13 protein-coding genes are annotated in these 10,422 nt (G+C 58.8%); 5 read left to right on the top strand and 8 right to left on the bottom strand.

The window, feature by feature from the left end:
- Positions 1 to 73 precede the first annotated feature (73 nt).
- Genes AACR14_RS12975 through AACR14_RS12965 form a run of 3 tightly spaced genes read right to left on the bottom strand, consistent with a single transcriptional unit; the run spans position 74 to position 1,770 of the window.
- Positions 74 to 607 carry a DUF4136 domain-containing protein gene (locus tag AACR14_RS12975; RefSeq protein WP_005335300.1) on the bottom strand — a complete coding sequence of 178 codons (534 nt, stop codon included), beginning with the start codon at positions 605 to 607 and terminating at the stop codon, positions 74 to 76.
- A gap of 16 nt (positions 608 to 623) precedes the next feature.
- A complete protein-coding gene (locus tag AACR14_RS12970) occupies positions 624 to 1,493 on the bottom strand; it encodes a phosphoribulokinase (RefSeq protein ID WP_005335299.1) in 870 nt (289 codons plus the stop codon).
- A gap of 52 nt (positions 1,494 to 1,545) precedes the next feature.
- The gene (locus AACR14_RS12965; RefSeq protein WP_005335298.1) at positions 1,546 to 1,770 is read right to left on the bottom strand and encodes a YheU family protein; all 225 of its coding nucleotides are present in this window, start codon (positions 1,768 to 1,770) and stop codon (positions 1,546 to 1,548) included.
- A gap of 97 nt (positions 1,771 to 1,867) precedes the next feature.
- Here AACR14_RS12965 and AACR14_RS12960 point away from each other — a divergent pair, with 97 nt between their 5' ends.
- A complete protein-coding gene (locus tag AACR14_RS12960; RefSeq protein WP_019446479.1) occupies positions 1,868 to 3,019 on the top strand; it encodes a GGDEF domain-containing protein in 1,152 nt (383 codons plus the stop codon).
- On the opposite strand, the gene AACR14_RS12955 is transcribed toward AACR14_RS12960, so the two are convergent.
- The 3 genes from AACR14_RS12955 to AACR14_RS12945 form a co-directional block, all read right to left on the bottom strand.
- Positions 2,998 to 3,984 carry a hydrolase gene (locus AACR14_RS12955; RefSeq protein ID WP_019446478.1) on the bottom strand — a complete coding sequence of 329 codons (987 nt, stop codon included), beginning with the start codon at positions 3,982 to 3,984 and terminating at the stop codon, positions 2,998 to 3,000. The genes AACR14_RS12960 and AACR14_RS12955 overlap by 22 nt on opposite strands.
- A 66-nt stretch (positions 3,985 to 4,050) precedes the next feature.
- Positions 4,051 to 4,950, bottom strand: coding sequence for a chemotaxis protein (locus tag AACR14_RS12950; protein ID WP_019446477.1), 900 nt, complete (start codon positions 4,948 to 4,950; stop codon positions 4,051 to 4,053).
- Positions 4,951 to 5,103: 153 nt separating this feature from the next.
- Positions 5,104 to 5,763 (bottom strand): hypothetical protein, encoded by a 660-nt coding sequence (locus AACR14_RS12945; protein ID WP_019446476.1) that lies wholly within the window; start codon positions 5,761 to 5,763, stop codon positions 5,104 to 5,106.
- Between the two features lie 39 nt (positions 5,764 to 5,802).
- Between AACR14_RS12945 and AACR14_RS12940 the strand changes: the two genes are divergently transcribed.
- Both AACR14_RS12940 and slyD read left to right on the top strand, forming a co-directional pair.
- A complete protein-coding gene (locus AACR14_RS12940) occupies positions 5,803 to 6,006 on the top strand; it encodes a YheV family putative zinc ribbon protein (protein ID WP_019446475.1) in 204 nt (67 codons plus the stop codon).
- A gap of 143 nt (positions 6,007 to 6,149) precedes the next feature.
- Positions 6,150 to 6,821 carry a peptidylprolyl isomerase gene (slyD, locus tag AACR14_RS12935; RefSeq protein WP_019446474.1) on the top strand — a complete coding sequence of 224 codons (672 nt, stop codon included), beginning with the start codon at positions 6,150 to 6,152 and terminating at the stop codon, positions 6,819 to 6,821.
- A 101-nt stretch (positions 6,822 to 6,922) separates the two neighbouring features.
- Here the strand turns inward: slyD and AACR14_RS12930 are convergent, their stop codons facing one another.
- Complete coding sequence (locus AACR14_RS12930; protein ID WP_005335285.1) at positions 6,923 to 7,138, bottom strand: SlyX family protein; 216 nt, start codon at positions 7,136 to 7,138, stop codon at positions 6,923 to 6,925.
- Positions 7,139 to 7,152: 14 nt separating this feature from the next.
- Complete coding sequence (locus AACR14_RS12925) at positions 7,153 to 8,121, bottom strand: hypothetical protein (RefSeq protein WP_019446473.1); 969 nt, start codon at positions 8,119 to 8,121, stop codon at positions 7,153 to 7,155.
- A gap of 118 nt (positions 8,122 to 8,239) precedes the next feature.
- Here AACR14_RS12925 and fkpA point away from each other — a divergent pair, with 118 nt between their 5' ends.
- Together fkpA and AACR14_RS12915 are read left to right on the top strand one after the other, a co-directional pair.
- On the top strand, positions 8,240 to 9,043 hold the full coding sequence (gene fkpA, locus AACR14_RS12920) for an FKBP-type peptidyl-prolyl cis-trans isomerase (RefSeq protein WP_019446472.1): 804 nt from the start codon (positions 8,240 to 8,242) through the stop codon (positions 9,041 to 9,043).
- Between the two features lie 151 nt (positions 9,044 to 9,194).
- Positions 9,195 to 10,422, top strand: a 1,228-nt coding sequence (locus tag AACR14_RS12915) for a sigma-54-dependent transcriptional regulator (protein ID WP_019446471.1), incomplete at its 3' end; no start/stop codon positions are given.

Raw genomic sequence — 10,422 nt, 5'->3', positions numbered from 1 at the left:
GGTTGAGACCACAAAAAACGGCTTGCCGGGAGGCAAGCCGTTTTTCTATCCATCCGTTATCACTAAACAAGCGCTAGTTGGTGGGGACGCGATTGAGCAGCTCGGCCGCGAGCTGCTGGCTGAGTGCCTGGCGCTGGCTGTCTGCAATGCTCACATCGCTGGTCAGCTGGATGATGCTGCTCCAGACCGCTTTCTGGGTTTTGCGATCGAGCAGCACGATGGCCAGCGACCCTTTGCGCTGGTTGGCCGAGGCATATACCCCGGGTGTCATGCCAAGACGTGCGAAAATTTCGCCATCACTCATATCCTTGCCGCCCGCGACGCCGATGGCGACCCACAGATCCGCCTCGTCGAGCGGTGCACTCTGCCATCCCTTGCCATTGAGCTCCCGGCTTACCGCCTGCTGCATCGGCTCCAGCCACCCTTCCGCCAACTCACCGGCAAATTGATACTGTTCGGCCAGGGCGTAGCGCGGGGTTGCACCATAGGTCCAGTTGCCCATCGGGCGAACCAGCATGGTGCCGGACTCCAGCGTGGGGGCCGCCGGCCCGCTGCTGCAACCGCCAAGCAGGGCGAGCAGTGCCACAGAGAGATAAGCAAGCCGCATCGTGAACTCCTTTGAATCAGGTTATTTTGCCGGTTTCGATCAATTGCTGGATGAGCGGGCGCAGGATCAGCTCCATCGCAAAGCCCATCTTGCCACCCGGCACCACTATGGTGTTCATCCGCGACATGAATGAGCCATCGATCATCGACAGCAGGTAGGGGAAATCCACCTGCTTGATGCCGCGAAACCGGATCACCAGCATACTCTCGTCCAGACTCGGGATCACCTTGGCACTGAAGGGGTTGGAGGTGTCCACCGTCGGTACTCGCTGGAAGTTGATATGAGTGCGCGAGAACTGCGGGGTGATGAAGTTGATGTAGTCATCCATGGAGCGAACGATGGAGTCGGTCACCGCCTCGCGGGAATGCCCTCGCTCCGAGGTATCGCGAATGAGCTTCTGGATCCACTCCAGATTGACGATGGGCACTACGCCTATCAGAAAATCCACGTGGCGGGCTACGTTGTGATCCTCGGTTACCACTCCGCCGTGCAGCCCTTCATAAAACAGCAGATCGGTATTGCTGGGCAGATGCTGCCAAGGGGTAAAGGTGCCGGGCATCTGGTTGAAGGGAACCGCCTCGTCAAAGCTGTGCAGGTAGCGGCGATACTGGCCATTGCCATCCTGTCCATAGCCCTGAAAAAAGCTCTCCAGCAGCCCGAAGTCATTGGCCTCAGGGCCAAAATAGCTGATATGACGCCCCTGTTCGCGCGCCTTGCGGATCGCTACATCCATTTCCGGTCGGGTGTAGCGGTGAAAACTGTCACCTTCCACCACCGCCGCGGTATATCCCAGTTGATGGAACATGGAGCGAAAGGCGTTGGTGGAGGTGGAGGTGCCGGCACCGGACGAACCGGTAACAGCAATAATGGGGTGCTTGGCCGACATGGGATTCTCTCTTCCTTGGGAATTCCGTTATAAGGTCCGGATTGCGGTTGGGTCAAGACTGCTCGATGAAGCGGTCTTTCATCACGATATTCACCGATTCGTGCAGCTCGCTATAGACGATGACAGCTTTGCCTTGCTGTAATTGTTCTCTCACTGCATCGACTTTGACGCCAAGCGGTACATCCTGCTCTCCATATTCTGTTCCCTCCTGCAACACAAAGTGTTCGATCAGGTTGGTCAGGGTGTCGCCGTCCAGTTCTTGCCAGGGAATGATCATTTAAAGGTCTCACAGCAAAAGAGGTGATCGTCAGGCTATTGTTGTGTTGAATCCCGCGAATGCAATCACTTTTTACCTTTTCACCGGAGTCTGAGAGATGTTGTCTGAAGCGCAGCGCAGCGCGCCGTTAACCCTGACTGAGCATCTGGACAGCGCACGTCGAGAGGCGATTGCCCGAGGCATGGTGTGGTTCTGGTTGTTGAACTGGCTGGTGGTATTGTTTCTTTCGATACGCTACGAGGTTTACAGCCAGGTCGGGCTCGCCAGTGATGACAGCTTACCCTGGCGCTTTCAGAGTGAGCTGGCCCTGGTCATGGTGGTGCTATTGCTGCTACCTGTTGTCAGCCTGTTTTGTGACCATCTGCAGGATCGCCTCTGGTTACGGATGGCTGCGCTGGTGATGGTGCTATGGGGCGGACTCTGGACGCTGCACATCTACACGATTGGTCAGGTGGAGCTGCGGGGAGGGGTCAGCTATGCCAACGGGATCATGCGGCTCAACCTGCTGGCTGCGCTCATCGCGTTTTATCCCGATCGCAAGGTTTTTTATGGCTATCTCTTGGGCCCGATGACGGTGGGGGTGGGGTTGGAGCTCTTTTTACGCGTTGATTTTCCCCAGATCTACCTGCTTGGCGTGTTGTTTGGCGTGATTGCGCTGGAGGTCGGCCGCCGTATGCTGTACCGCTGGTTTGAGTTGGCGATCATGCGTGAGCATGAAAATCTGACGCTGCTGCGCAAACTTGATCAGCTCGCCAAGCAAGATCCTCTGACCGGTGTCGCCAATCGGCGGCATTTCAATATCGAGTTGGATCGCGCGTTGGCCCATAGCCAGGAGAGCGGCGCTCCGCTATCGCTCATCCTGATCGATGTGGACTATTTCAAGCGCTTCAACGACCACTACGGCCATCAGGTAGGGGATATGTGCCTCAAGGAGGTGGCACAAGCGCTCAATCGTGCGGTACGCACGCCATCTGATCTGGTTGCCCGCTATGGCGGAGAGGAGTTTGTGCTGCTGCTGCCCAATACCGACCGTCAGGCGGCGGCCAGCGTGGCGCAGCGGCTGCAAGATGGCCTGGCCAGCCTGCAGCTGGAGCATCTGGCGTCCGATGTTGCCCCCTGGGTGACGGTGAGTCAGGGGATTGCCAGCACAGTGTCCGGTGAAGGGGAGAGCCAGTTGTTGGAGCGGGCCGATCAGGCGCTCTATCGGGCCAAGGAGTCGGGACGCAATCAGTTCTGTGTTGCGGAGTGACTCTGTTCGGCAATCCAGCGACTGATCCGTTCATCCAGCCAAAACCGTGGCCGCCAGGGCGTGCCGTGCAGAAAGCCGACATGGCCGCCGCGCTGGCTCAACTCATAGCGCACCGTGGGCGAGAGTTGCTCCGGGCGGGGAATGACCGCGTGTGACATAAAGGGATCGTCGGCGGCGTGCAGGATAAGGGTAGGGATGGGGATCTGAGCCAGCAGCGTTAGCCCCGAGCAGCTCTGGTAGTAGTGGGTTGCGCTGTGAAAGCCGTGCAGTGGCGCGGTGACCAGCTCGTCAAAATCGCGCAGGGTGGCAATCTGCTCCACTTGTCTAGGTTGCCAGCGTTCACTCGCTTTCTGCTGCAGGCTGATCTTGTTGAGCAGGTTGCGGCGCATGGTGCGCAGCAGATAGTTCTGATAGACCTTCGAGAAGCCCTGATTGACCCGCTCGGCACAGCTTGCCAGTTGCAGCGGGGCCGAGACCACCACCGCTGCTTTCAATGCCGCAGGACAGGCCCGAGCCAGCAGATTGACCAGCATATTGCCACCCAGTGAAAAGCCGATGGCGATCAGCGGTTTGCCCGGAAAGCGCTGGCTCAGCTCGGCAATCAGCTCCTGCGCATCACCGATGGCGCCGGAGTGATAGGCCTGCAGGTGGCGATTGGGCTCGCCACTGCAACCGCGAAAGTGCATCAGTACAGCCTCTCTGCCCTCTTGCTGCAGGTGGGCGAACAATCCCTTGGCATAGTGGGAGTGAATGCTCCCCTCCAGCCCGTGAAACACCACCACCAGTGGCCGCTCGTCAAGGCAGACCTCCCCGCTCCAGGCGAGGTCGACAAAGTCCCCATCCTGCAGTTCAAACCGCTCCGCCACAAAACGGGCAGGGGGGCGGCGCAGCCATTTGGGCAATATGGTCTGCAGATGAGGATTGCGTGCCCACCAGGGGGCGTGGAAGTGGCTCTCGGTCAGCATGGGGTCAGTCAGTCTGGGTCGAAGATAAGGAGGACGGGAAGCGTGTTCCTCCCGCCAGTCATTGGCTTATTTCAGCAGGCGATCGTGATGTTCGGCGCCGCGCAGCATGGCCTGGATCAGCTCATTGGCCTCGAACTTGGTCAGCGCCTCATGGGCACCCACCTGATGGGCGCGTTCCACGCTGATCTCGCTGGAGAGGGAAGTGTGCAGGATGATGTAGGCCCCCGCCAGTTTGCTGTCACTTTGCACTTCGAAGGCCAGCTCATAACCATCGAGCCCCGGCATCTCGATATCGCTCACCAGAATGTCGATCGGGGTCTTCTGGCTTGCCCGCGTCTGCATCAGGGTCAGTGCATCCTTGCCATTGGTGCAGACCTCATAGGGGATATTGATGTAGTCGAGGGCGGCCATCAGCTGACGGCGAGCGACCGAAGAGTCATCGACCAGCATGATCCGCATCGGCTTGATCCGCTCCCGCTGCACATCGGTCAGTACCGGATAGAGGTGGCTCGGATCGTCCGGATAGACCCGGGAGAGGATCAGCTCCACATCCAGCAGCTGGATCAGCTGGTCATTGACCCGGGTCACGCCGGTTACGAACACATTGTGGCCGAGGGAGGCGGGGGGCGATTCGATATCGCGCCAGTTGCACTCGGTGATCTTGTCGATGCCCCGTACCAGAAAGCCCACCAGGGTACGGCGGCAGTCGGTAATGATGATGAAGCAGTGGGGCATCTCCTCCTTGCTGATGGGGCGATAGCCCACCGCCATCGCCATGTCGATCACTGGAATGGTGGAGCCGCGCATATTGGCGGCCCCCAACACGGTCGGGTGCGAGTGGGGCATTGCCGTCAGCTGGGTGTAGGGCACTATCTCCTTCACCTTGAGGGTACCGATGGCAAAGGATTGTTTGGCTGAAAGGTGAAACAGCAACATGCCCTGGGATTGATTGGCTTTGCTCGTCATGGCAGATGTCCTGTTGGTCGAAACGTTGGCAGTCACTTCAGGCCTCTAGCATAAAGGATTACGGGGGGAATGGCCCTTCCTTGTTAACGACCATCTGGCAAAAAACTGGACTCATTCAGCCAATTTAGTTCGCGCATTCACACCAGCGTCCGGTTATTGATCGCCATCCTCGCCAACGCCCCACTGCTGGCAGGCCGCTTGCAATGCGGTCTCATCGGCATAACCCAGCTTGCTGGCCACCTGCGCGGGTTTGCTGCCGCCCTTGAGCAATCTGAGCGCTTGCAGCAGTTGCCACTGTTGTTGCAATTCACTCCCTTCCACCGGCGCATCGGCTTGTTGTGCCCACAGTTGCAGAGACTCCGGTTGGCCATTGGCCAGCGCTTGCCAGCAGGCTTGAAGCTCACCGTGACCCTGCTGGCTGATGGCGCACTGTTGCAGCTCATCCAGGATCACCTGCAGTCGCTGACCGTAGGCCCCTTGCCACTCTTTCGGACGTTGCCACCGAGCCAGCGAGTCGAGCAGGGCATCGAGCAGCGGGGTGGTCTGCAGCCAGCCTGCCTGCTGTGGCTGAGCCACGCGCAAAGAGACGCTCAGCTGATCGTACTCGCAACCGCTGAGGGGGCTGAAGGCCGCAAGTGCATCGGCGCAGAGCCAGAAGCTGCAGCCTGCCGGCAGCAACAGTTCATGTTGGCCCAGTCTCAGCAACGCGGCACTCCGGGTGATCCGCAACAGCTGCCCGACAGGACTCCGCTTGCGGTTGCCGGCGTGCAGGCCCTGGCAGGAAAAATGGTGATACTCGATGGCGTGATGCATGTAAAAACCCTGATATGATGCTGCCTGGAGGTAACAAATATGGAAACCAGACGTAAAAAACGCTTCATTGCCGGTGCTGTTTGCCCGGCGTGCGGCAAGTTGGACAACATGATGCTGTATATGGAGCATGGAGTCGAGAAGGTGACCTGCGTCGCGTGCGGTGATACCCAGGTGCAGACGCCGGAACAGGTGGAGCGGGTAACCCGTGAAGCCGAAGAGGTGATCGGCGTATTTCGTCCCTGATAGCCCTGAAGAGTGCAGGGCGTTGTTGCCCAAACTGGTGGTATCGCCGATTTTTTCATCGCCCGCTGACGGGGCATGGCATATGCGTGGCCCGCTTTTTAGGTTATTCTGGGCCCGTTTTTTTCTATCCGCAGGATCCTGACATGAAAGTAGCTCCTCTGAGCGTGGTTACGCTGGAATACACAGTCACCGACGAGCACGGTGAAGTCATCGACAGCACTGTCGGCAAAGAGCCGCTGGTCTATCTGCACGGCACCCGTTATCTGGTTTCCGGCCTTGAAGCCGAGCTGGAAGGTCGTGCGGTAGGTGAAGCCTTCGAAGTGACCCTGACCCCGAGCCAGGCCTACGGCGAATACGACGAGTCTCTGGTGCAGGAAGTGCCGGGCGAGCTGTTCGACGGCATGGAAGTCTCCGAAGGGGATACTTTCGTGGCTGAAACCGACGATGGCCATCGTCCGGTGACAGTGGTTGAAGTGTCTGAAGAGTTCGTCAAGGTAGATGGCAACCATCCGCTGGCTGGCGTGACCCTGGGCTTCAAGGTCGAGATCAAGGACGTGCGCGCTGCCACTGCCGAAGAGCTGGCTCACGGCCACGTTCACGGTGCCGGCGGTTGCGGTCACGACCATGGTCATGACCACGATCACGGCCATGGCGGTTGCTGCGGTGGTCACGGTCACGACCACGACGAAGAGCACGCTCACGGCGGTTGCTGTGGCGGTGCCGGTCACAGCCACGAGCATGACCACGGCGACGACCATGGTCATGGCGGCTGCTGCGGTGGTGGCGGTTGTGGTGGCAAGGGCCATCACCACTGATCACGGCCACGCCGATGATAAAAAACCCGCGATTTATCGCGGGTTTTTTATTGGCTGACAGCTGTGCCAAGCCATGTTGCCTGACCGGAGATAGCGCCGGTTCAGTAGTGCGGCGGCGGGGTCTCTTCGGCCATGCTGGCAATCTGGCTGGGCTGTACGCTTTGCAGTTTGTCGATCAGCAGCTGGATCTGGTATTTGAGCCGATCGAGTTCACGGCCCTGAGTGGTTACCTCGTCGTTGAGCTGCTCTATGGTGTACTCCGCATAGGCGAGACGGGTTTCCAGGGTTTCGATGCGATCGTTAAGTTGCTGACTCATGGGCCTTCGGGTCCTTACTTGATTGTCCAGATTTCGGCCAGACCACTGGAGCTGGCACTGACAAGGTGGCTATTGTCGCGCAAAGCGACGCCGTAGACCACTGCGCTGGGCGGTTTCACCTTGGGTTGCGGCGAGACGCGCCAGCTCTGCAGCAGGGCACCATCGCTCACTTGCCACAGGGAGAGCTGACGGGAAGGGGCGCCAGTGATGAGCCACTTGCCATCGTTGGCAAAGCGGGCGCTGGTGTAGACCTCGAAGCGGTGATCATATTGCAGCTGACTCACCTCCTTGCCAGTTTTCAGATCCCAGATGCTGGCCCGGCTGCTGTCGGCGGTGAAGGCGTAGCGGCCGCTCGGCTCCAGTCTGGCCATGATCACCCGGCCACCATGGTTGAAGCGCCAAATTACCTGCCCGCTGTGGGTGTCCCACAGATAGGCGCTGTAGTCGTTGCCGCCGGTCAGGGCGTAGCGACCGTTGGCGGAGAGATCCACCGTATTGACCTGTTCGGTGTGCCCCAGAAACTGCAGGCGACGGCCGCTTCGGGTGTCGAGCCACTCGGCCTTGCCATCTTCCCGCCCGATCAGCACATAACGACCGTCGGCAGAGAGCGCGATGTCCCTCAGCCTGGATTCAGGAAGTGAGTAGTAGCCTTGTGATTGCCCGTCGCTCAGCCGCCAGGTTGCAAAGGTATCGGGGGTAGCGGTGACGGCATGGCTGTTGCCTTCGGAAAAACGGGTAATGAATACCAGCTCATCCGCCGAGTCGGATTGCTTCCAGCGCCAGCGTTGACGGTTCTGTTCCAGATCCCAGACGATGATGCCCTGGCTGATGCTGGAGACGATGGCCTGCTTGCCATCACTGGAGAGATCTGCGGTCAGCAGACCCGTGCTGGCGAGAGTCATTTGCTGGTTGGGTTGGGAGCTCTGCTCGCAACCGGTGAGCATTAAACAGAGGCTCACCAGATAAATGGCACTTTTTATCATTTTTGCGGTCTCACGCTTTTGTTACCTGCGATCACGGCGTTAGTATAAGGCGCTTATCACGATAAACCTCTCATTTCACGATGGAACCGAGAGCGGTATTTGGAGTTTGGAGAAACTGATGAACAAATTTCTGAAGGTGTCCCTGTTGGCGGCGGCCGTTGCCGTCGGTCTGACTGCTTGCCAAAAAGACGAGAAGCCTGCTGCGGCCAATACCGCCGAAGTGAAGGCAGAAGCCAGCAAGCCGGCAGAGGCGACCAAGGCCGAAGCCAAGAGCTTTGAAGAGCAATCTGGCTACGCAATTGGCCTCTCCATGGGTCGTTACATCGCCAATACCCTGGAGCGTCAGCAGGAACTGGGCATCAAACTGGACAACGCCGTGATCCTGAAAGGGGTGACTGACGGTCTGGGCAAAGAAGCCAAGATGACTGATGAAGAGATCCAGAAGGTACTGCAGGATTACGACGCCAAGATCAACGAGCTGACCAAGGCCAAGGCCGAGAAAGACGCCGTTGAGAATCTGAAGAAGGGCGAAGAGTTCCTGGCTACCAACGCCAAGAAAGAGGGTGTGAAGAGCACTGAATCCGGCCTGCAGTACATGGTCGAGAAGATGGGCACTGGCGCCAAGCCGAAATCTACCGATATCGTCAAGGTTCACTACACCGGTACCCTGACCGACGGCACCAAGTTCGACAGCTCCGTCGATCGCGGCGAGCCGGCTACCTTCCCGCTCAACCAGGTTATCCCGGGTTGGACCGAAGGTGTTCAGCTGATGCCGGTTGGCTCCAAGTTCAAGTTCTTCCTGCCGTCCAAGCTGGCCTATGGCGAGCACGGTGCAGGCTCCATCCCGGCGAACGCCGTGCTGGTGTTTGACGTTGAGCTGCTGGCTATCGAGAAGCCGACTGCAGACGACGCCAAGAAGTAATCCCTTCTTGTAGTTAAAAACGGCTCCTTAAGGAGCCGTTTTTACTTGTGTATTCCCTGCAATCGCGGGATAACAGAGCTGTCTTGGCGTTGGGTTTGCGCGCGAAAATAAGGCAAAATAGATCGCAGAATCAAATACAAGGATGAGTCCAGTGGCTGAAAATAAATCGCGTGTCCTGCTGGTGGAAGATACCCGTAGTCTGGCGGTGGTCTATGAACAGTACCTGCGCCAGGAGGGGTATGAGGTGGTGCTGGCCGATTGCGGTCAACAGGCGTTGGCGCAGTTGCTGGCAAGTCCTCCCCCCGTGGTGCTGCTGGATCTGGAGCTGCCGGATATGTCCGGTATGGATATTCTGCAAATGATCACCGAACAGCAGTTGCCCTGCTCTGTGGTGGTGATCACCGCCCACGGCTCGGTGGATGTGGCGGTGGAGGCGATGCGCCTCGGTGCCTTCGATTTTCTGACCAAGCCGTTTGACAGCAAGCGGCTCTGCGCCACCGTTCGCAATGCCTTGAAACATCAGCAGTTGAGTTCGCTGGTTGCCCACTATCGGGAGAACTTCGAGCGCAGCTCCTTCTTCGGTTTTATCGGCGCCTCTATGTCGATGCAGGCGGTCTATCGCATCATCGAGAGCGCGGCGCCCAGCAAGGCGACCGTCTTTATCACTGGCGAGAGCGGCACCGGCAAAGAGGTGTGTGCCGAGGCGATTCACCAGTGCAGTCCCCGCAGCGAACAGCCCTTTATTGCCCTCAACTGCGCCGCCATTCCCCACGATTTGATGGAGAGCGAGATCTTCGGTCATGTGAAGGGCTCTTTTACCGGTGCGCAGGGGGATCGCAAGGGGGCGGCCAGTCTGGCCGATGGCGGTACCCTGTTTCTCGACGAGATCTGCGAGATGGACCTGGATCTGCAGAGCAAGTTGCTGCGCTTTATCCAGACCGGCACAGTGCAGCGAGTCGGCAGCGGCAAGCTCGAGACGGTGGATGTGCGCTTTATCTGCGCCACCAACCGGGATCCGCTGGTGGAGGTGAAAGCGGGCCGTTTTCGCGAGGATCTCTACTATCGGCTCCACGTCATTCCCCTCACCCTGCCGCCGCTGCGGGAGCGGGGCGAGGATATACTGCTGCTGGCGCGCACCCTGCTGCAGAGCTACGCCAAGGAGGAGAACAAACGCTTCAAGGATTTTGACGTTGAGGCGGCGCGAGTGCTGCTCGACTACCCCTGGCCCGGCAACGTACGCGAGCTGCAAAACGTGGTGCGCAATATCGTGGTGCTCAATGACAAGGAGCTGGTGAGCCCGGATATTCTGCCGCCACCGCTCAATGGGGTGCGCCCCCAGCTACCGACTGCGATTGCGGCAGCGGTGGCATCGGCTCCGG

The sequence above is a fragment of the Aeromonas sp. 159 genome (assembly GCF_963862045.1).
Lineage (GTDB): Bacteria > Pseudomonadota > Gammaproteobacteria > Enterobacterales > Aeromonadaceae > Aeromonas > Aeromonas veronii.
This window is presented reverse-complemented; position numbering and strand designations above follow the sequence as displayed.

What these genes read in the sequence shown, in the direction of transcription:
- AACR14_RS12960 (WP_019446479.1), top strand. Translation starts at nt 1,868, where the DNA reads ATGTTGTCTGAAGCGCAGCGCAGCGCGCCGTTAACCCTGACTGAGCAT.
- slyD (WP_019446474.1), top strand. Translation starts at nt 6,150, where the DNA reads ATGAAAGTAGCTCCTCTGAGCGTGGTTACGCTGGAATACACAGTCACC.
- AACR14_RS12970 (WP_005335299.1), bottom strand. Translation starts at nt 1,493, where the DNA reads ATGTCGGCCAAGCACCCCATTATTGCTGTTACCGGTTCGTCCGGTGCC.
- AACR14_RS12940 (WP_019446475.1), top strand. Translation starts at nt 5,803, where the DNA reads ATGGAAACCAGACGTAAAAAACGCTTCATTGCCGGTGCTGTTTGCCCG.
- AACR14_RS12965 (WP_005335298.1), bottom strand. Translation starts at nt 1,770, where the DNA reads ATGATCATTCCCTGGCAAGAACTGGACGGCGACACCCTGACCAACCTG.
- AACR14_RS12950 (WP_019446477.1), bottom strand. Translation starts at nt 4,950, where the DNA reads ATGACGAGCAAAGCCAATCAATCCCAGGGCATGTTGCTGTTTCACCTT.
- AACR14_RS12975 (WP_005335300.1), bottom strand. Translation starts at nt 607, where the DNA reads ATGCGGCTTGCTTATCTCTCTGTGGCACTGCTCGCCCTGCTTGGCGGT.
- AACR14_RS12930 (WP_005335285.1), bottom strand. Translation starts at nt 7,138, where the DNA reads ATGAGTCAGCAACTTAACGATCGCATCGAAACCCTGGAAACCCGTCTC.
- AACR14_RS12945 (WP_019446476.1), bottom strand. Translation starts at nt 5,763, where the DNA reads ATGCATCACGCCATCGAGTATCACCATTTTTCCTGCCAGGGCCTGCAC.
- AACR14_RS12925 (WP_019446473.1), bottom strand. Translation starts at nt 8,121, where the DNA reads ATGATAAAAAGTGCCATTTATCTGGTGAGCCTCTGTTTAATGCTCACC.
- AACR14_RS12955 (WP_019446478.1), bottom strand. Translation starts at nt 3,984, where the DNA reads ATGCTGACCGAGAGCCACTTCCACGCCCCCTGGTGGGCACGCAATCCT.
- fkpA (WP_019446472.1), top strand. Translation starts at nt 8,240, where the DNA reads ATGAACAAATTTCTGAAGGTGTCCCTGTTGGCGGCGGCCGTTGCCGTC.